This is a genomic window from Pedobacter steynii (assembly GCF_001721645.1).
Classification (GTDB): Bacteria; Bacteroidota; Bacteroidia; order Sphingobacteriales; family Sphingobacteriaceae; genus Pedobacter; species Pedobacter steynii_A.
This window is the reverse complement of sequence record NZ_CP017141.1, coordinates 2,435,667-2,457,197: the sequence shown is the minus strand read 5'-3', so window position 1 is coordinate 2,457,197 and position 21,531 is coordinate 2,435,667. Positions and strand designations below refer to the sequence as shown.

General features: G+C 39.8%; 12 protein-coding genes. 8 read left to right on the top strand and 4 right to left on the bottom strand.

Annotated features, from left to right (window positions below):
• The first annotated feature begins 37 nt into the window (after nucleotides 1-37).
• The 3 genes from BFS30_RS10110 (at nucleotide 38) to BFS30_RS10100 (ending at nucleotide 5,850) form a co-directional block, all read left to right on the top strand.
• Entirely contained in the window at nucleotides 38-1,024 is a 987-nt protein-coding gene (locus BFS30_RS10110; protein WP_069379180.1) for a hypothetical protein, read from the top strand.
• 93 nt (nucleotides 1,025-1,117) lie between these two features.
• Complete coding sequence (locus BFS30_RS10105) at nucleotides 1,118-3,121, top strand: PKD domain-containing protein (RefSeq protein ID WP_069379179.1); 2,004 nt, start codon at nucleotides 1,118-1,120, stop codon at nucleotides 3,119-3,121.
• Between the two features lie 50 nt (nucleotides 3,122-3,171).
• Entirely contained in the window at nucleotides 3,172-5,850 is a 2,679-nt protein-coding gene (locus tag BFS30_RS10100) for a CHAT domain-containing protein (RefSeq protein WP_157262900.1), read from the top strand.
• Here BFS30_RS10100 and glgB read toward each other — a convergent pair.
• From glgB to BFS30_RS10085, 3 genes are all read right to left on the bottom strand, one after another.
• Nucleotides 5,828-7,819: a 1,4-alpha-glucan branching protein GlgB gene (gene glgB, locus BFS30_RS10095; protein ID WP_069379177.1), complete on the bottom strand. Its 1,992-nt coding sequence runs from the start codon at nucleotides 7,817-7,819 to the stop codon at nucleotides 5,828-5,830. The genes BFS30_RS10100 and glgB overlap by 23 nt on opposite strands.
• 25 nt (nucleotides 7,820-7,844) lie before the next feature.
• Nucleotides 7,845-10,316: a glycoside hydrolase family 31 protein gene (locus BFS30_RS10090; RefSeq protein WP_069379176.1), complete on the bottom strand. Its 2,472-nt coding sequence runs from the start codon at nucleotides 10,314-10,316 to the stop codon at nucleotides 7,845-7,847.
• A 182-nt stretch (nucleotides 10,317-10,498) separates the two neighbouring features.
• Entirely contained in the window at nucleotides 10,499-13,384 is a 2,886-nt protein-coding gene (locus BFS30_RS10085; protein WP_069379175.1) for a TonB-dependent receptor, read from the bottom strand.
• Between the two features lie 195 nt (nucleotides 13,385-13,579).
• Here BFS30_RS10085 and BFS30_RS10080 point away from each other — a divergent pair, with 195 nt between their 5' ends.
• From BFS30_RS10080 to BFS30_RS10070, 3 genes are read left to right on the top strand one after another with little or no spacing between them, the layout of a single operon-like run.
• A complete protein-coding gene (locus BFS30_RS10080; protein WP_335645362.1) occupies nucleotides 13,580-16,018 on the top strand; it encodes a penicillin acylase family protein in 2,439 nt (812 codons plus the stop codon).
• A 4-nt stretch (nucleotides 16,019-16,022) separates the two neighbouring features.
• Entirely contained in the window at nucleotides 16,023-16,373 is a 351-nt protein-coding gene (locus BFS30_RS10075) for a hypothetical protein (RefSeq protein WP_069379174.1), read from the top strand.
• 28 nt (nucleotides 16,374-16,401) lie between these two features.
• Complete coding sequence (locus BFS30_RS10070) at nucleotides 16,402-17,385, top strand: acyl transferase (protein WP_069379173.1); 984 nt, start codon at nucleotides 16,402-16,404, stop codon at nucleotides 17,383-17,385.
• Nucleotides 17,386-17,458: 73 nt separating this feature from the next.
• On the opposite strand, the gene tyrS is transcribed toward BFS30_RS10070, so the two are convergent.
• On the bottom strand, nucleotides 17,459-18,745 hold the full coding sequence (gene tyrS, locus BFS30_RS10065) for a tyrosine--tRNA ligase (protein WP_069379172.1): 1,287 nt from the start codon (nucleotides 18,743-18,745) through the stop codon (nucleotides 17,459-17,461).
• 63 nt (nucleotides 18,746-18,808) lie between these two features.
• Here tyrS and BFS30_RS10060 point away from each other — a divergent pair, with 63 nt between their 5' ends.
• Together BFS30_RS10060 and ligA are read left to right on the top strand one after the other, a co-directional pair.
• A complete protein-coding gene (locus tag BFS30_RS10060; protein WP_069379171.1) occupies nucleotides 18,809-19,495 on the top strand; it encodes an ACP phosphodiesterase in 687 nt (228 codons plus the stop codon).
• A gap of 28 nt (nucleotides 19,496-19,523) precedes the next feature.
• Nucleotides 19,524-21,527 carry an NAD-dependent DNA ligase LigA gene (ligA, locus tag BFS30_RS10055; protein WP_069379170.1) on the top strand — a complete coding sequence of 668 codons (2,004 nt, stop codon included), beginning with the start codon at nucleotides 19,524-19,526 and terminating at the stop codon, nucleotides 21,525-21,527.
• The last annotated feature ends 4 nt before the right edge of the window (nucleotides 21,528-21,531 follow it).

Sequence of the window (21,531 nt, the reverse complement as noted above, 5' to 3'; positions counted from 1 at the left end):
TCTATTCGAATCACACAATAATTTAAATTTTACAGACATGAAAAAGTTCAACCTAATCTCCTCACTATTTATTGCAATTGTTTGTTTAACCATTGCATGCAAAAAAGACAAAGGTACCGATGAAGGTACAGTGCAAAACGCAAAAGATTTTACTTCGAAATTTGGAGCCCAGCAACAAACGGTACAAATCAACGCCTCTGCTCTACCTCAGACTATCACCCTTGCCGGAGGAACTAAAATCAATTTCCCTGCAGGCTCTTTAACAAAGGGCGGGGTACCAGTTACTGGAACTGTAATCGTTGAAGCGTATGAAGTCCTGAAAAGGAGTACAGTTTTATTTACCGGTGCAAATACCAACCATGCTTCCGGAGCGCCACTTGCATCTGATGGATTTATCTTTCTGGATGTAAAAACCAATAGTGGCAGCGTCGATCAGAATCTGGCTGTACCTGTAAAAATATCCATACCCGCCAAAAGAGATGGTGTAACTCAACTCTGGGTAGGTGTAGATCAGAACAATAAACCTTTAGTTGCCGCAGGTAATAATCAGATGGCATGGCAGGCACCAAGACCACAAGCTAACGGTGTAGGTCAAAAAGAAGTGAATGCGACAAATTCAACTTTTACATTCGACTTTGGAACACTGGGATGGATCAATTGTGATGTCTTCTACAGCTATGCCAATCCCAAAACTACCGTCACCGTTGAACTGACCAATAATCCAGGAACCTTTGCCAATTTCCATGCTTATAGTGGAGAAACATATGTATTCTTTTGCGCCAAAGGAAGTAATGTTGCCGCCCAGTTGTATACTCCAGATGGCCCGAATAAAGTAAAAAGTTATGATAACATGATGCCTATAGGTGTTCAGGGTCGTATGCTTTCATTCTCTATCAAAGATGGCCACTTTTACTACGCTTCCGAAGAGGTGACCATCAGCGCCGGACAAAATATAGTGCTTACCTTAACTGAAACTACAGAATCTACTGTTCAGGCAGCAATCAACAGCCTCGACAATTACTAAAAAACATATGCGCTCTTCTATCAGATAAAGTCCTTAACGGGGCTTTATCTTTTCTGGTTTTTAAAGATTTTATTGTTAAATTTATTAGCTAAGATGAAAAAACTAGTCTGCTTACTCTCTCTACTCTGTTTTGGAAACGCATTTGCTCAAACACAAATTATTCCGGCAGATACCATCCCAGCCATAATAAATCATAAAGTAGAATCTAACGGAATAAAATTCAGTTCAGTTTTACGCCCCCTCAGGCAAATTGCTGGTGCCCCGGAACCATTTTACACCTATTTCTGGGAATTTGGCGATGGTAGTTTTTCATTTGAAAAAGAACCGCTTCATTTTTTTTCCGACAGTCTTCTCTATCAGGTACGTCTTTTTGCCACCAACAGCTATGATGATGGAAAGCGTCCGCCAACCAGACCAAAGCCACTTAAACCAGGATCCAGCAGGCCCGTACTCGCATCAATCCAGCACCACCGGGAGCCCTCTATTTTTAAATCCGGCGGATCTGTTGAGATGAGAACCAATTGCATGCCAAAACCTGGAGATGATATGATGGTAGTCCTTGGTTATAGAAATAAAACGGAAAACGGAATTCCAAGTTTAGGCGGAACCATTGCCTTCCTATATAACGACAAGGAATTTAATAAAGATAATTTTGAACTCGCTGAAGCCAGAAGCTATCATCAAGAGAAAAAGTCCACAATGGATAAATACTTCGCTGCTTTAAAACCTGAAATCACGGATGATCGTTATACTGCCTCTCTAAAAGGCCCCTCATATCCGGAAGTTGTTCCTGTATTCGATCCGGAAGGAACAGCACTAATCAAAGAAAAATTGAATGGTTTTAGAAAAGTGGAAAGCTGGAAATTTCAAAATCTGAAGGCAGGACAGGAAAACTTTCTTTTTCTTCATTTAAAAACTACTCCTGAAATGATTAAGGATACCAATGCTGTGGTCAAATTAACTGGCATGTTTATTCCTGATGATGCACTTGCAGCTACTGAATTTTTCACACTGGAACTGCAAATCGTTGCTTCACATGATCCGAATAAGATGATACTTAAAAACAGCAGGATGAATTATCGGTTTACAGGAAAAAACAGAAAATTAACTTATAAGGTGAAATTTCAAAATACTGGTAAAGGACCTGCAAAGAGAGTAGATGTGGGTGTAGTCATTCCTCCAAATCTGAATATGGCCTCTATTGAAATACTGGATTCAAAACCTAAAGTGATCAGCTGCGATTCAGCCTATACCAATCAGAGTTGTATGGATACAATAAGAACGGCTGATAGTGTTCATTTTGTCTTTAAAAACATATATCTCCCAGGTTTACAACAGAAAGGAGTTAATGATGCTGACTCTACCATGGGCTATATCGAATATAAAATCGGTTTTTTAGAAAAACCAAAAAAACTACCATTCAGAAGCGGTGCTGCAATTGTATTCGATAAAAACGAGCCGATCTATACCAACAGAGCAGCCGGAAGATACAAAACAGGCATCTCTCCTGGAATAATTGCTGGTTATGGTTTTCCTTTTGAAAATGGTAATAGCCCTTTTTCCGGACAAAAGAACATTACTTTTGGGTTGAGCGTGGCGCCTTATGCTCCGCACCGGTATTTTTTACAGGCAGAGTTGTACATGAATTCTTTTTCTGAAAAAGAATTTTTGATTCAAAGAACACCAGGAAATGGAAGATTCATTGCTGTTCCAAATAGAAAAGAGGAAAGGATTAACTATATCGATAGTACTGCAAAGATCAGGGTAGTCAGCATCAATATAGTCCCATTACAACTGAGGCGCAATTTTAATAAATATTTTGGTGCCGGCATAGGTACTCTGGTTTCTTTTAATCTCGATAAACAGGCAAAGCCAATCCGTACTATTGTCCTGGAAGCAACTGCTGCCGGATCAAGCCCACCGATCAAAGAAACTTTTAAAAAAATCAGCAGTAGTTTTAACGATTTTCAAAATACGTTCTTTGCTGACATCCAACTGGGGAAGGTCTATGTCGGTCCTGCAATTGGCTTCCGCTATTTATATACTTTACAACAAAATAACAACAGGTTAATTACTTATTTAACGTGGAAGTTCTGATCAAAAAAATCATAGCAGGCTGTTTTCCAGCCTTTCTCTTATTTTTTTCAATGACACTGGCCGCGCAAACAGTCAGCAGTCCACCTGTGGTTATCACAAGATCACTCGATTCCTTAAAAAAAAACAATAACCTTAGCGATTGGATATATACCAGAATTGATTATGCCCAGGCTTATCCGGGTGAGAGCCTCTCCTTTCTGATGAATAGCGCAGCCGCTGCCTGGCGCAAACCCAAATCCGCAACAGAAATACAAGCATGGGTACTGCTACTTAGTCACCAGGGCTACAATCAAATGTATGCAGGAAATATCCTCAATTCGATTAATTGCTATGAACAGGCTTATAATTATTGGCAGGATCATCAAGTCAACATGGATATTTCTGATTTTGTGTTAAAGCCTTGGGCCAATAATTACACCAGACTTGGAGATTATGAAAAGGCCATTTTTATCCAACAAAAAACATTGAATTATGCATTGAAGGAACAAGATGAGGAACTTGCAGCCACTACTTACAACAATCTTGGTATTTCGTACCGTTCTATTGGAGATTTCAAAAAAGCGATGGAGTGCATTGAACTGGGCAGCCAGAAAGCGACATTTTCTTCGCTTATCCTGCTAAATAATACACTCGCTGATATTTACAAAGAGAAAAATGAGTTGAAGCTGGCAGAAAGTATTATTACCAAGAACATGGTAAGGCAAAAAAAAATGAAACAGGACCAGGAAACAGCTTATTGGTTATTGAGCAGTTATACTACAGCAGGAGATGTGCAATTCGCCTTAACAAATTTTCCGGCAGCAGAACGTTATTATCGACTTGGGCTTCAAACTAATGATCAATATTATAAAGGGAACAGATTAAGGGAAAAAGCTTATATCATCACTCAGCTTGGGAAAATAAAGCTGGGACTAAAACAAGCTAAAGTGGCTTTAGTCTATTTTAATCAGACTTTAAATACCTTAGGCCTGCTAGACGCTAAAGGACAGGTCAATCAGAATAAAATTTTTGGTGATAACCGCTTACAGGATGTTTTTTACCAGAGGTCACTGGCATACTCCTACCTGGGAGAAGAAAAAGAGGCGCTTCAAAATATCTATTGGTCTCTTTTAACAAGAGATAAAATACGCTTTGAACTTGCAGACGTAAAAACAAAACAGCGCTTTCAATCCGAAACCAAACAAATGGCAGAAAAAGCCATTACTATTGCATTTGGATTGCTGGAGAAAACAAAACAACACCATTATGCGGAGATCATTCTCCAGCTGATAGAACAAACTAAAGCTAGGATTTTACTGGACGACATCAGACGCAATCAGCAGCAGTTGAGCCTTCAGACCAGGGATAGTCTTTTCTTACAGCAACAAAACCTGGAAAGCGCAATCGCTTATCAGGAAAAGATATCGTTACATAGCTCCGGAGGTAGTAAATATGCCAAAGAAAACAGCGCTGATCTGAAATTTAAGCTGGAATACGTTAACAAAAAGCTAAGGGAACGTTATCCTGCTTTGGCCTGGAATGAAGAACTGAATGTCCAAAGCATCCTAAAAAGAGTACCTCCCGGAACACATTTTATCCTATTCTTTTCAGGCCTCGACTACATTTATACTGTTGAAATCAACAATAGACAGGTACAACAAGTGATCAGAACCAGCCATGCTCTTCAAGTAAAACAAATGATCAGTGACTTTGTAGAAACCTATTACAACAATGGCATCGAAGCGATGACCAACAAGCCTAAAGATTTCTATGACGCTTCCTTCCGCTGTTACCAGCTCCTACTTGGTCAATTCAGTTTCAAAAAAAATGAAGGTCTCATTATTATTCCCGATGAGGTTATTGGAAGACTTTCTTTTGAAAGCTTAATTACTGATCAGTCGTATCAGAGATCCATCGCCCGCTGGCCATTCCTCCTTAAGAAACAAGGGATTTCTTATGCTTTCTCTCTCCAGACCTGGATCAACCAATCAAGAAGAAAGCACATGATAGTCTCCGGCAATGAAAATAAAGGTTTTGCAGGACTATTCATGACTCATCAGGTTAACGATAAACAACTCATTCCGGCGGTTGCATTAGAGGCTTCTTCCTTAAAAAAGCTGATTTCCGGTCGATTTTTAATAGATAATGAAGCGGATACTAAAAATTTCTTTGATGCTTTTGAGCAAGCAGATGTATTGCACATCAGCACCCATTCTTATCTTTCCGGACCGCATAAAGAACCAACCCTTTCTTTTTCTGACGACGAGGTATTCCTGTTTGAGCTGGCAGCCAGAAAAAATGCGCCAGGCCTGGTCGTTCTCAGTGCCTGCAGGACGGCCGATGGAATGATGACAGATGGAGAGGGAATCATTAGTCTAAGCAGAGGCTTTGCAGCTATTGGCACACAAGGGACCATCGCCAGTCTCTGGAATGTGAATGATGATGCTGCAGCAAAAATAACAGCGGACACGTATAAAAATATGTTGAAGGAGATGAAAATCAGCTCCTCTTTACGTGAAGCAAAATTAAACTGGTTAAATAATCCCAGGCTTACTTCAGATCAATACCTCCCCTATTATTGGGATGCCCTCATCTTTATGGGTTATGACCAGCAGGTAAATCTTCCTAAAGCAGGATGGTCAGTTTCCTCCTATTTACTCATTTCCCTGACCTTTCTATTTATATTGACCGCAACTTTCCTCTTTTACCGATCTAAAAATAAGAAAGTTACCTATCCTGCTTTAAAATGATTGCTCCAAGTGGTGGAATATGCAATGAAATGGAATTTTCCCGGCCATGACAACCTACTGATTTGGAGACCATCAATTTATCATTATGTTTCCCACTTCCGAAGAACTCTACCGCATCAGTACTAAAAATCTCCTTCCACTTACCTTTAAACGGTAATCCAACCATATAATTTTCCCTGTAAACAGGCGTCATGTTTAAAATTATAATTAGAGTATCCTTCGCTTTCTTAGACTTCCGAAGGTAGATATAGACAGAATGCGCCGCGTCATCAGCATTGATCCATTCAAATCCCTCATAAGAGAAACTATGCTCATATAATGCAGGTTCGCTTCGGTATAAGCTATTAATTGCCCTTATCGTTTTTTGCATACCCAAATGTGGGGCATGCTGCAATAAATGCCAGTCCAAAGAACTTTTGAAATTCCATTCATGGGTCTGTGCAAACTCATTGCCCATAAATAACAATTTTGTACCGGGCTGGGTAAACATATAAGCATATAAAAGGCGGAGGTTTGCAAACTTTTGCCATTCATCTCCAGGCATTTTATAGATCATAGAGGACTTCCCATGGACAACTTCATCATGAGAAAAAGGCAGCATAAAATTTTCACTGAAAGCATAAGTAATGCTAAAAGTGAGCTGATGGTGGTGATACTTTCTATTGATCGGATCATTCTTAAAATACTTTAAAGTATCATTCATCCAGCCCATCATCCACTTCATTCCAAAGCCAAGCCCGCCGGCATGCACAGGATGTGTGACGCCAGGATAAGTGCTGCTTTCCTCAGCAATAGTTTGTACTCCTTCATAATTACCATAGACCGCTTCATTCAGATCTTTTAAAAACTGGATTGCCCCTAGATTTTCACTACCACCAAATTCGTTTGTGGCCGCTTCATCTTCTTTCCTTGAAAAGTTAAAATATAACATAGACGCCACTGCATCTACACGAAGCCCATCAACATGAAATTGATCCAGCCAATACAATGCATTGCTAATTAGAAAGGAACGGACTTCATTTCTATCGTAATTAAAAATATAAGATTTCCAGTCCGGATGAAAACCTTTACGCATATCGGCATGCTCATAAAGATGTGTTCCGTCAAAGTGATAAAGTCCATGCGCATCTCCAGGAAAATGAGAAGGTACCCAGTCTAGAATTACGGCAATATTGTGCTGATGTAATTCATCAACCAGGCACATTAATTCCTCAGGCGTCCCATGTCTGGAACTTGCTGCAAAATATCCGGTGATCTGGTAGCCCCAGGACGGGAAATAAGGATATTCCATGATCGGCATCAGCTCCACATGCGTAAATCCCATATCTAAAATATAAGGGACAAGACTTTTAGCAATCTCTTTATAAGTCAAAACCCGTTTAGGCTCTGCCGGATCTCTTTGCCAGGAGCCTAAATGCAGCTCATAAACTGACATTGGCTGGTTCAAAGCATTAAGCTTCGGACGCTTTTTTAACCAGGATTTATCCTTCCATTTGTAATCGGTATTCCAGATGACAGATGCGGTTTGCGGCGGATGTTCCCAACGCCTGGCAAAAGGATCTCCTTTTTCAATATCTATTCCATCAAAACCTCTGATGGCATATTTATAGACTTCCCCTTTCTTTAATGCAGGGATAAAACCTTCCCAGATTCCAGAAGCATCCCATCTTTTATTCAGGTGGTGAGCAGTCTGATCCCAGTGGTTAAAATTACCGACTACACTTACCTGTTGAGCATTGGGCGCCCAAACGGCAAAGTAAGCACCATCCGTTTCATCGATGTTCAGGAGGTGTGCCCCCATCTTCTCATACAAACGGAAGTGCTTACCAGAAATGAATAATGAAATATCAAAATCAGTAAATAAGCTATACACCCAAACGTTTTTTCTTCGTTCTTCTAAAACAGAACTTGCCTTCATCTTTTTACCGGCTACTTTTTTACTGGAACTGCTTTTACCTGATGTGCTCATTAAAAATGATTTTAACTAGTTTACATTATTCACCGTATACCTTAATTGTCATAAAATTCTTATTGGACTTAAAGCGTAAACAATTGCGCTCATCCATATAAAAGTCTGTCACGTCCTTCTCATCTACGGTGATTTTACTCACTTTAAAAGGAACCCCTATAATGTTATAATTGTACAGTTCATAATTAGGTGTATAAAGTCCGTCCACTCCCTGCTCAATGGTCAATCTTTTTTTATCCCCTTTAACGCTGAATTTTTTCTCGGAATAGATATCCTGTTCATAAGCAAAAGTATCGCCATGATCTTCGTAAAGGAAAGAATTCACCTCATAATCAGAATAATAGATATTCAATAATACTTCATCTACATTTTTCTCTCCTACATATTGCATTACCGGATATTCAGGAATCACAGATCCGGCACGTACAAATAAAGGCATATGATCCAATGCTGCCTGAATATTATGTTCGCTTTCACCAGTCAGGACCTCATGTGTCCAAAAGTTGTACCATTTCCCTTTGGGCAGATACACCAGGCGTGAAGTAGCTCCTTGTTCCAAAACCGGGCAAACCAGGATTTTATCCCCAAAGGTAAATTCATCCTGACGGAAGTGATTGCTCACATTTTCCTGTTCAAGCATAACTAAAGGTCTAAGGATTGGAAACCCATAACGGTGATGCTCCCAGAAAACAGAATATAAATAAGGCATTAAACGATACCGAAGCTCGATATATGTTCTGTTGATACTGGTATAGGGCTCACCGAAGCTCCATGGTTCTCTTTCGGCTGTATCTCCGGCAGAGTGCGCACGCATAAACGGGGAGAAAGTACCGAGTTGAATCCATCGGGTAAACAATTCTGCATCTGGTTCTCCGCTAAAGCCTCCGATGTCAGTTCCACAGAAAGGAACTCCTGAAACCGACATTCGCTGACACTGGATATTTCCAATTTTTAAATGTTCCCAGGTTGCCACATTATCACCTGTCCATACACAACCATACCTTTGCATTCCGGAGTAGCCGGCACGCGTAATGGTAAAAGGACGTTTATTACGCATGAGTTTTTTCAAGCCGTCGTAAGTAGAACGTACCATCTGCATTCCGTATACATTGTGCGCTTTACGATGTGATCCGCGATAGCCATCAAAATTATGCCTTACATCATTAGGAAATGTTCCTGCACCAAATACAGCCGGCTCATTCATGTCATTCCATACACCAGCCACACCAATATCTACCAGCTCCTTATATAGATTTCCCCACCACTCTCTTACTGTTGGATTGGTAAAATCCGGGAACTGGCATCTTCCCGGCCAAACATGACCTTCCATAAAGTAATCATCACTCCTTCTGCAGAAATAATTGTTCTCCTTACCTTCTTTAAATACCCAGTAATTATCGTCCACTTTAATTCCCGGATCAATCATGACAACAGTTTTAAAACCATCATTAGCCAGTTCCTTAATCATTCTTTTAGGATCCGGGAAATAGTTCTTATTCCAGGTAAAGCAACGGTAACCATCCATATAATCAATATCCAGATAGATTGCATCACATGGGATATTTCTGGACCTGAATCCATCGGCAATTTCTTTCACCTTCTTTTCAGGATAATAACTCCAACGGCATTGGTGATATCCCAGTGCCCATTTAGGAGGCATAGGGTGGGTACCTGTAAGCGTCTGGTATCTTTTTACCACATCCATCATGTGTGGACCATGAATGTAATAGTATTGCAGTTCTCCTCCATCAGCCCAGAAACTGGTCTTTTGATGGTCTTCTTTTCCAAAATCAAAATAAGAGCGAAACGTATTGTCAAAGAAAATTCCATATGCAGCCTGTTGATGCACCCCCAGATAAAAGGGAATAGTCCTGTACAGAGGATCCTGATCCCATCCAAAAGAATAAGCATCTGTATTCCAGTTCTGAAAATGACGTCCCCGAAGGTTCATATTTCCTGACTTATCACCTAAACCAAAGAAATTTTCTTCAGGCAGGCATTTTTTTGTGGCATAAACATAATAGCCCCCAAATTCTATATTTTCTTCCCAGTGCATTGGCGATTCATCTTCGCTCATAACCATCTGGCTTAGGTTTTCCGTAAAAGAGATGTGAAAATCGTTCTTTCTAATCTTGCAGGTAATCGTATTGGTGGAGATCGCATAATAATCATCCTGCTCTTCCATCTTAAAAGTAGTTACCTTCTGATCGACTACCGGAACGGCATAAGAAAAATCATCCAAAAAAACACCATGCGGTGCCAGTCTGACCCGAATGATCTCATCACTCACCACTCTGATCTCAACCCTTGCATCACCATCGGAAAAATAAAACTTATTTCCATCTTTCTTAACCTTTTGCACTGCTGAGAGGTATTTCTTAACAATAGGCTTGAGGTCAGTAACAGGATTATTTAAATGTTGTACTGTCTCTTCAACAATTTCCTGAATTTTGCCATCATTCTTTATTTCTTTCCCGTGTTCGTTTTGTTCTTCCATGAAAATCGTTTAAGTAAAAATAGCGGATCCCTAGATCGTGTAATTTGTACAACTAAGGTGTTAAAATTTATATGAAAAGCAAAGGATTATTTTACAGCTTTTCCATTGGAAGCGATAGGTTTACCCAACAAAAAGCCCCGGTTTGAAGGCCGGGGCTTTTTATCGTTTACGCAGAGAGATCCCTAGGGATTAAAAGTATAGGACACGTAATACAGTGCTCCAACAGAAGGATTACCATAAGAAGTGAAATAGTATTTATTCAACACGTTTGATCCGCCGATTTTAATCATAGAATTTACTGAAGGTACTTTCAGGTTGATTTGTGCATCAAGTGTGCTGTAAGCAGGAACTTCTCCCGAAGCAAAGGATGAATTCCAATAGAATTTATCCTGCCAGCGCCAGGCTACGTTGAAACCTACGTTTTTGATGATCTCTTTATTTCCCAATCCCAGGTTATAACGGTATTTAGGTGTGTTGAAATCATTGATATAACCAGAAGGAAGATCGCCGATCTCATTATAAGAAACGTTACCACTCAGGTTAAATTTACCTAATAAATAATCTATTCCTAAGGCAGCACCATACGCTTTTACCTCGCCGGTAGCGTTTACAGGAACACCAAATTTAGTGAAAGAACCATCTGCATTACCCTGATAAACATCTACAGCAGTAATGAAGTTTTTATACATGTTATAGTAAGCATAAGCATCAATCAGGAACTTAGGTCCTAATAACCCTTTGTAACCAACTTCATAAGCCTGCACACTTTCCGGAACAACTCCCTTAGCATCGAAAGTATATTGCTGCAATAATGCCGGATTCGGTGCACCTGCTGAAGCTGAAGCCAGGAAGGCACGATAACTCACGTCAGTATAAGGCTTATTGGTATAAAGTTTATAGTTTTCAAGACTCTCAGGTAATCCACCTATTAATCTTTGAGAACCTCCGCCAACAGATAAATCTATATATTGATTTTGTGTAGTAGGATTTCGGTATCCTGTCTGATAAGATAAACGGATATTATTGTTAGGTGCAACTGTAAATACTCCTGTTACCCTTGGAGTAAAACGACCTTCAAAATTTGTGCTTTTATCATAACGACCAGACACAGTCAGCTTAACTTTATCATTGAATAATTTCTTACCCAATTGAGCAAAAGCACCATATTCATTAATGTCAATTTTTTGATTTAGATCATTAAAGATAGTACCGCCAGATCTCAATTGATAAATACGGTAAGAAGAACCAAGCTGGAATTCCACTACATTATTCAACACATTACTGAAGTTGTACATTCCTTCATAGTGGTATAAATTGGTTTTATCATTGAATTTAGCACCATAAATGCCTTTTTTAAAGTCAGTACTGGCGATGGTTGTATTCATGATTTCATCTTTAGCAGCCTCGTATTGAGCTGATCCGGGTTCAAATCTTCCCTGATTGGCAGCAGCTCTTGCCGCTGCATGCGCCGCTGCATCATTTGCCCCCACAGCACGTGCACCAACATAATTTCCTACATACTGAGGAAACCAATCTGTTGATTTCTTTGACTTCTCGTTAATGTAACTACCCAGAATAGAAGAAATATAAGAATCTCCGGAACGCTCCTGAGTAGTATATCCCTTTAAGAAGAAATCCTGACCTTTTAGTTCCAGTTTATATTGTCCGATGTTAAAATTACGCAACGAATAACGATCTGAGCCGGTATACACAGAAGTTCCCGTTCCCCAGTTCGCCTGAGCCACCGCCTCTATTGTAGGGGTAAATCTATAATGTAAAGCGCCGGAAGCTTTCAACGACTGAGTTTTATAATCAACCAGATTTACCTCCTCATACCCTGTTCTGGAAACATTCTGATCAGGCAGCAACCCTGGTGTATTTAAACCAGCAGTGAATGGTCTGAACCGTGGATCTGTGCTTAGGAAGCCCATCAATGCCGCATTTCCAGCTGGATTAGACCTGAAAGCAGCAATCTGAGCAGCTGTTGGGGGTCCGGATAAGCCTAATGCCTGCTGTACAAAACCTGAAGTACCGGCATTAACAACAGCCTGAGCAACATTTCTCATGTTCTGACTTACTTCATCGCCATAACTATTGATCCCATCATAATTGGGATCAGAGTTTCTATCTCCAGACTTAGCCTGGCGGGCAGCACGGTCAAAATTGCTGAAGTTATTGGCATGCCAGTCTTCGGCCTGCATAAAGGAGAAAGTACCTTTAACAGCAAATTTATTGTTCCATGATTTTGCCATACGCACATCCAGCTGATTAAATGGCTGCGTATCGCTGGTATTGTCATTCACATGGTTAATTCCTCTTTTGTACTGAAAACTTGCACCTTGATAATCATAAGGATTTTTAGAAGTGATCAACATCGTACCACTGATCCCCCCCGCACCATATAAAGCAGAAGAAGCACCCGGTAATAACTCAACATTGTCTACATCAAGATCATTTACCCCAACAATATTACCAACAGAGAAATTCAGGCCGGGAGCCTGATTATCCATCCCATCTACATATTGATTAAATCTGGTATTTCCATTTGAGTTAAAACCTCTGGTATTGATAGATTTAAAGGTTAAACTCTGAGTGCTGATTTCCACCCCTTTCATATTGTTCAATGCATCATAAAAAGAAGGTGCTGCGACCTCTTTAATTGCAGCAGCGCCCAACCGCTCCACAGATACCGGCGATTCCAGAATCTTTTCAGGAGTTCTCGACGCAGAAATAACAACTTCCTGTCCCAGAATTGCAGTTTGTTCCAGCTCCACATCTAAATTAGACGTATTTCCGGTAATTTGCTTTTCAACCGAAATATAACCTAAATAAGAAATCACTAATGTAAAAGGTGCTTTCTGTGAAGTACTGAAATTATATTTTCCAGCGTTATCAGTAGCCGTGCCTGCAGTAGTGCCTTTGACTGTAATCCCAACACCTGGTATTGGTTCTTTAGTGAGTTTATCGGTCACTGTCCCACTAATGACGACGTTTTGTGCTTGTGCTACTGCAGCAGTAACAAAGAACAGTAAAAACGTGAAGATTGCTTTTGTAAAAGTTTTGATCATACGTTAGAATTTTATATTTGGTTAATTTTATCTTAAATTTAATACAATTTTTTAATTATCCAAACTGCATTCTGCTAGTTATTTAATTGACAAAATCTAATTTTCATTTTAAACGAATTAAGTTTTGTGTTAAATTGCAGAAACCAAAAACTGAGCTCTTTAATTGATAAGATAAAGCGTACCTTTAATTCAATTATGATGAATAAAATAAAAGCCCTGATTTGCATTGTAATCCCGATCCTGTTAGCTTATGCATTGAATACAAAATTCGGAAACACACCTCCCATATTAAAGTTTCTTAACCCCTTTACCGGATTCTGGCAAAATGCCGAGAATGCTACCGTAAAATCACGTAAAAGTCTGGTGCTGAAAGAGACGATTGCCAATGTCAACATTGCATTTGACGATCGCATGATTCCTCATATTTTTGCCCAGAACGATCATGATGTTTATTATGCTCAGGGTTATGTAACTGCCAAACACAGATTATGGCAAATGGATTTTCAAACCCGATTTGCCGCCGGACGGTTATCCGAAGTAGTTGGAAGGAAAGCCATAGAGGTCGACAGGTATCAACGGAGAATGGGAATGGTATATGGAGCAGAAAAATCATTGGATGGAATGATGGCTGATCCTAAATCTAAAGAAATGATCCTTGCTTATACCGCTGGAATCAACGCCTATATCCACTCCTTATCTGCTGCAAAACTACCTGTCGAATATAAAATTTTAGACTTTACACCGGAAGACTGGACACCTTTAAAGTGTGCTTTATTGTTAAAGCAGATGTCGGCTATTCTGGCCATGGGATCTGATGAATTTTATATGACCAATATCCGAAAGAAATTTGGGACTGAGGTGGTAAAGGACCTTTTTCCTGATTATCCTTTCAAAGAAGATCCGATCATCCCGGTAGGAACAAAATGGGATTTCCAACCGCTTCCTGTTCCAACTCCTCCTTCCTCTTTCACCGAAGTGTTAACAGGATCAGTAAAGACTAAACAAAAAGAAGAAGGAATCGGAAGTAATAACTGGGCATTATCAGGGGCGAAGACCCTTTCAGGTGCGCCAATTTTATCTAATGATCCACATCTGGACCTCACCTTACCCTCTATCTGGTATCAGATCCAATTACATGCTCCCGGATTAAACTCCTATGGAGTATCTCTTCCCGGGGCTCCTGGAATTATTATAGGCTTTAACCAGAACATTGCATGGGGCGTAACCAATGTCGCTGCCGATGTTCTTGATTTTTATCAGATAAAATTTAAAGACAACACCCACAAAAGCTACTGGTATAACAACCAATGGAAAAATACCACTACCCGGCTTGAAAAAATTGAAATTAAAGGAGAGAAACCCGAAACTGATACTGTTTATTACACACATCATGGTCCTGTGGTATACCTGCAAAAGCCAACTGGTTATGCTAAGGCAAAAAATGTTCCGGTAGGTCACGCCCTTCGCTGGGTTGCACATGAAAAATCAAGTGAACTCAAAACCTTTTATCTGCTAAACCGCGGAAAAAATTACGACGATTACCGCAAGGCATTAACTTATTTTACTGCTCCTGCTCAAAACTTCATATTCGCCTCTGCAGACAATGACATTGCCATTACGGCAAATGGAAAATTTCCGTTAAAGTGGAAAGATCAGGGGAAATTTATTCTGGATGGAACAGATCCTAAAAATGATTGGCAGGGTTGGATTCCTCCAGCGCATAACCCTACTGTGAAGAATCCGCCAAGAGGTTTTGTCAGCTCAGCAAATCAATCCTCCACAGACCCCAGCTATCCCTATTATATCAACTGGGAATTTAGTCCTTATGAACGTGGGAAGAGAATTAATGACCGTTTAACTGCCATGACCAAGGCGACGACAGATAGTATCCGTTTAATGCAAACCGACACTTACAGCATTTTTGCTCAAAATATTCTACCCGCCATTTTAGGATTGGTAGACCATAGTAAATTGAATGCAACACAAAAAGAAGCCTTTCGCATCACTTCGGAGTGGAATAAATTCTACGAAGCAAAATCTTTAGCAGCCAGCATTTTTGACTTATGGACAAAGAGATTACAATCCAATATATGGGAAGATGAATTTACTGTTGATGATGTACCTATGCGCTTCCCATCCCGTGACCGCTCTCTCCAGTTGGTATTGAAGGAACCTAATTCAAAATGGATAGACAATATCCATACGCCGGCAAAAGAAACTCTGGCTGACCTGGTAAATGAAGCTTTCAAATATACTTGTGATAGCCTGGAAAGAAAATATGGAGCCATCGGCAAAAAATGGGAATGGGCCAATGTTAAACATACGAATGTGCCACATCTGGCAAAAATACCCGGATTCGGATCTAAAACACTCCTGATTGGCGGTGGAAAAATGACCATTGATGCTTTAAGTGAAAGCAATGGCCCATCCTGGAGAATGGTCATAGAATTAGGAAAAAACCCTAAAGGGCATGGGGTATTTCCTGGTGGACAGTCCGGCAATCCCGGAAGTCGTTTCTACGACGATATGATTGACACCTGGGCAGCAGGTAAATTGTATGATCTTTATTTCATGCAATCTCCAAATGATCCAAACGCCAAAATAATTTCTCAATTAAAAATAACCAAAAAATAATACGATGGTTTTCATAGTTATATTTATTGCCTCATTTCTCCTTCAAATGGTACTTCCCTGGTGGATTATTGTTGTAATTTCTTTTGCAACCTGCGGACTTATAGGCAAAACAGCAAAGATTTCGCTCTGGTCTCCCTTTTTTGCAATTCTATTGCTGTGGTTGGGATTTGCTTTATTTAAAAGCATCCCTAATCAGCATCTTCTAGCATCGAGGGTAGCAGAAATGATAGGCCTCAAGGCATGGTGGATGGTACTGATAATTAGCACCATACTAGGCGCTTTCGTAGCTGCAATCAGTGGTTTCTGTGGCTATCATTTTAGAAAAGCAGTATTATCTAAAAAAACCACTGCTTAACTAAAACATTCTTCTGTATTTTTGCCGGGTGAAGGATTTAATCAAGCAAATATTTTCTATCAGCAATCACAGGCAGTTTGAAGAAACCTGCCTGAAAGTATTCAGACATCAGGCCTCAAATTGTTCCATTTACAAGGAATACATTTCTCATCTCAGGGTTAAGCCTGAAGAGATCAGTAATTCCGCACAAATTCCTTATCTACCGATCAGTTTTTTTAAAACTCATGAAATATTAAGTAGTACGCTTCCTGTTGAAATCACATTCAGCAGTTCGGGTACTACAGGGATGATCCAAAGCAAACACCTGGTTACCGATCTTTCAATCTATGACCAGAGTTTTACCCTTGCTTTTGAGCAATTTTACGGGAAGATCGAAAACACCTGTTTCCTGGCCTTACTCCCCTCTTACCTTGAACGTGACGGCTCTTCTTTAATTTACATGGTGGATTCCCTGATAAGGGAGAGCAAACATCAGGACAGCGGGTACTTTCTTCATAACCATGAAGAACTATATCAAAAATTGGATCAACTAAAAGCTGCGGGTCAAAAAACCATTCTCATCGGAGTAACCTATGCCCTACTTGATTTCATCGAAAAATATCAGATTGATTTCCCTCAACTGGTAGTTATGGAAACGGGCGGAATGAAAGGAAAAAGAAAAGAAATGGTAAGAGAAGAATTACATCAGCTTTTACAAGATGGTTTTGGAATAACCGATATCCATAGTGAATATGGTATGACCGAGCTCCTTTCTCAGGCGTACTCCAAGGGCAAGGGCATTTTTGATTGTCCGCCATGGATGAAAATTTACCTGAGAGATACCAATGACCCTTTAACTTTGCTTAGCAATAACCGTAGTGGCGGGATCAATGTTATTGACCTCGCAAATGTTAACTCCTGCTCTTTTATCGCTACACAAGATCTTGGCCGTTTATTTCCTGATGGATCCTTTGAAGTATTGGGCCGGTTTGACAATGCCGATATCAGAGGCTGTAATCTATTGGTTCAATGATTTTCCCTGAAGAAACTATTTCATAAAAAAATCCCGGATTCAGGCCGGGATTTTTTAAACTCTTTTAATATAACTAATTAACGATCAACAAGAAGTAGTTCTTCTTCCCTTTCTGAACGATAATAAACTGATCATTTAACAGCTGATCTGCTGAAATAACTTCCGCAGCATCTTTTAGCTTCTCTTTATTTACCGAAACGCCACCACCCTGAATTAATTTCTTTGCCTCTCCTTTAGAAGAAAAAACAGTTGATTTCTCAGCGAGTAAGGTAGCAGCGTCAATACCCAAAATTAATTCTTCTTTTGAAATCCGAAACTGAGGAATCCCTTCAAAAATTTCCAGCACCTGTGTTTCACTCAAAGTATTGAAAAATTCCAGTGACCCATTTCCGAATAAAAATTCAGAGGTTTTAATTGCAGTCTCCAATGCTTCCGAAGAGTGCGTCCTTACCGTAATATCTTCTGCCAATGATTTTTGCAAAATACGCAGATGAGGGGCCTCATCATGTGCCGTTTCCAATGCCTCAATTTCTTCCTTAGCTTTTAAAGTAAAGATCCGGATCCACTTCTTGGTATCATCATCAGAAGCATTTAACCAAAACTGATAGAACTTATAAGGCGATGTTTTCTCAGGATCTAACCAAACAGCACCGCTTTCAGTCTTACCGAATTTAGTTCCGTCTGCTTTTTTTATCAACTGGGTCGTAATTGCAAATGCAGTACCTGCGTCTTTACGTCTGATCAATTCTGTTCCGGTAACAATATTACCCCACTGATCTGAGCCACCCATTTGAATGAGACAATTATGATGTTTCCACAAATAGTAAAAGTCAAACCCCTGAATCAACTGATAGCAAAACTCTGTAAAAGACAAACCGGAATCACCATCCAGACGTCTTTTCACACTGTCCTTAGCCATCATATAATTTACAGTAATGTGTTTCCCGACATCCCTGATAAAAGTAAACAGGTTCATATCTTTAAACCAGTCATTGTTATTTACCATGACTGCACCATTACCCGCATCTTCAAATTTCAGGAACTTGGAAAGTTGTTTTTTCATTCCTCGAAGATTATGTTCTACCATATCCTCGGTTTGAAGATTTCTTTCGTCAGATTTACCTGAAGGATCACCAACCATTCCTGTTGCACCACCTACCAGAGCATAAGGCTTATGTCCTGCCCGTTGAAAATGAATAAGTGTCATGATCTGGGTCAGGTGACCAACATGCAATGAATCTGCAGTTGGATCAAAACCAATATACCCGGACGTCATTCCCTCATTTAATTTTTCTTCAGTACCAGGCATGATATCCTGCAACATGCCTCTCCAGCGTAATTCTTCAACAAAATTGGTCATTATTATATCCTTTTGCCGCAAATATAGGAAAAGCACTGAACAAAAATAGCTACTTTTAAAGCGATGAACTTTCTATCCCATTTCTATTTTGAACGAGACAACCATGATGAAAACATGGTAATTGGTGTCATTTTGCCAGATTTGGTTAAGAATGCACAGAAAGAAAGTAATCTCTATCCATTAAAAGAAAAGCATCTTTTTGAAGCCGATAAATATCAATTATCCATACTCAGCGGTTGGGAAAAACACCTGGAAGTAGACCGGATCTTCCATTCTTCTGAGTTTTTCAAAACTCAAACCAATGCTTTAAAACAACTCATATTACCCGTGTTTGATGAGAAGAGCCCTGTAAAGCCCTTTTTCCTAGCACACATAGGACTTGAACTTGTTCTTGATCACCTCCTTACCGTAAAGGGAGCAGTCAGTATTCCTACATTTTATGAGCAGTTAACACTAGCTGATAAACCAGCATTAGCTCATTTTTTAAAAAATTGCGGCTTGAATAACACCAGTACATTTTTCAGTTTCTTAGAACAATTCATATCCAGCAGGTACCTTTTCAGCTATCAAAAGATGGAAAATATTTCTTATGCGCTAAACCGCATCTGCATGCGCTTATGGGAAAATCCATTTACAGAAGTCCAGTTATCTTTGCTTACCGAAAGACTTGAAGCATATAAAGAATCTATTGAACCTGATTATATGGAGATTTTCAATGGCATAGAAGGTATGCTTCCTCCTTTATTCTGATTTATTCTATCTTTGTCTTATACCAATTATGGAGATAAAAGACAAAATGGAAGCCTTGGTTAAGGAGCTTAACCAACACAGTTACAATTATTATGTTCTGGCAATGCCTACCATTGCAGATTATGAATTTGATAAGAAGCTAGAGGAGTTAGACAAACTCGAAAAAGAGCACCCTGAGTTTGCTGACCCTAACTCTCCGACTTTAAAAGTTGGGGGAGATATCACCAAAAACTTTACTACTGTTCCCCACCGCTGGCCGATGCTTTCTTTAGGCAACACCTATAATGAGCAAGATCTTCGTGATTTCGACGATCGCATCAGAAAAGCCATTGGTGACCAGTTTGAATATGTTTGCGAATTGAAATTTGATGGTTTGTCTATCAGTCTTACTTACGAAAATTCCAAACTCATCAGGGCAGTAACCCGTGGTGATGGAAGTAAAGGTGATGATGTAACAACCAATATTAAAACCATCCGTAATATCCCTCATAAATTAAGGAACGAAACTATTCCTCCTCTTTTTGAAATCAGAGGGGAGATTTTTATGCACCGTGCAGCATTTGACCGGCTCAATAAGGAACGGGAAGAGCTTGGAGAGATCCCATATGCCAATCCCAGAAATTTTGCAGCAGGAACCGTTAAAATGCAGGATTCAAAGGAAGTCTCCAAACGCCCGTTGGATTGCTTCCTTTATTCTTTGAATACGGATAAGAATTATTTCAAAACCCATTGGGAGAGTTTACAGAGCCTCAAAGAATGGGGATTCAATGTTTGTGAACATACCAAACTCAGCAACAGTATGGATGAAGTACTCTCTTTTATTCAATACTGGGAAGAAGCACGATTTAAGTTGTCTTATGAGATAGATGGAATTGTGATCAAAGTAAACAGTTATGCCCAGCAGCAGGAACTTGGATTTACAGCAAAATCTCCCCGTTGGGCCATTTCCTATAAATACAAGGCCCAGGAAGTAGAGACCATTCTTGAAAAGGTAACTTATCAGGTAGGGCGCACCGGTGCAGTTACCCCTGTAGCCAACCTGAAGCCAGTTCAACTGGCCGGAACAACAGTAAAAAGGGCTACCCTGCATAATGCAAATGAAATTGAAAGACTAGACCTTCATGAAGGCGATAGCGTATTTGTTGAAAAAGGCGGAGAAATCATTCCAAAAATTATCAATGTCAATTTGGATAAACGGAAAGCCGGAGCGGTAAAAGTCAACTATCCTACACTTTGCCCTGAATGCCATACCGGCTTGATCAGAAAAGAAGGAGAAGTGGCTTTCTATTGCCCAAATGACGAAGCATGTCCACCACAGATTGTTGGCAAAATACAACATTTTATCAGTCGTAAGGCAATGAACATCGACGGACTGGGGGATGAAACCATAGAAACTTTTTATCAACGCGGTCTGGTTGCGCACATCAGCGATCTCTATACCTTGCATGAAAAGTCTGATCAATTGAAAACTCTGGAGCGCTTTGGTGAACGTTCCATTGAGAACATGCTCAAAGGGATTGAACAGTCCAAGCAAATGCCCTTCGAAAAAGTGCTTTTTGGATTGGGAATAAGGTATGTTGGCGAAACTGTTGCCCGAAAACTGGCCGTAGGAACTAAAGACATCGACAAACTAACCAGTGCAAGCCTGGAAGAGCTGGTAGCGATTGACGAAATTGGTCAAAGAATCGCAGAAAGTATCATTGAATATTTTGGAACACCGGAACATTTGCAACAAATTAACCTATTAAAAGCCTACGGATTGCAATTCGAAGTAATAGAAAAAGAAATTACACTGGAAAGTGACAAATTAACTGGAAAAACATTTGTAATTTCGGGAGTTTTTGAGAATTACAGTAGAGAAGAGCTCAAAGAAATGATAGAAAACAATGGGGGCAAGATATTAAGCGGTATTTCTGCAAAGCTTAATTACCTTGTTGCAGGTGATAACATGGGGCCTTCTAAATTGGAGAAAGCAAACAAACTAAATGTCCCCTTGATTTCTGTAGACGACCTATTAGAGTTATTGAAGTAAACAT

Bases quoted from the DNA above. Each gene is read 5' to 3' on its own strand.
- BFS30_RS10110 (WP_069379180.1), top strand. From the start codon at position 38: ATGAAAAAGTTCAACCTAATCTCCTCACTATTTATTGCAATTGTTTGT.
- BFS30_RS10105 (WP_069379179.1), top strand. From the start codon at position 1,118: ATGAAAAAACTAGTCTGCTTACTCTCTCTACTCTGTTTTGGAAACGCA.
- BFS30_RS10100 (WP_157262900.1), top strand. From the start codon at position 3,172: ATGACACTGGCCGCGCAAACAGTCAGCAGTCCACCTGTGGTTATCACA.
- glgB (WP_069379177.1), bottom strand. From the start codon at position 7,819: ATGAGCACATCAGGTAAAAGCAGTTCCAGTAAAAAAGTAGCCGGTAAA.
- BFS30_RS10090 (WP_069379176.1), bottom strand. From the start codon at position 10,316: ATGGAAGAACAAAACGAACACGGGAAAGAAATAAAGAATGATGGCAAA.
- BFS30_RS10085 (WP_069379175.1), bottom strand. From the start codon at position 13,384: ATGATCAAAACTTTTACAAAAGCAATCTTCACGTTTTTACTGTTCTTT.
- BFS30_RS10080 (WP_335645362.1), top strand. From the start codon at position 13,580: ATGATGAATAAAATAAAAGCCCTGATTTGCATTGTAATCCCGATCCTG.
- BFS30_RS10075 (WP_069379174.1), top strand. From the start codon at position 16,023: ATGGTTTTCATAGTTATATTTATTGCCTCATTTCTCCTTCAAATGGTA.
- tyrS (WP_069379172.1), bottom strand. From the start codon at position 18,745: ATGACCAATTTTGTTGAAGAATTACGCTGGAGAGGCATGTTGCAGGAT.
- BFS30_RS10060 (WP_069379171.1), top strand. From the start codon at position 18,809: ATGAACTTTCTATCCCATTTCTATTTTGAACGAGACAACCATGATGAA.
- ligA (WP_069379170.1), top strand. From the start codon at position 19,524: ATGGAGATAAAAGACAAAATGGAAGCCTTGGTTAAGGAGCTTAACCAA.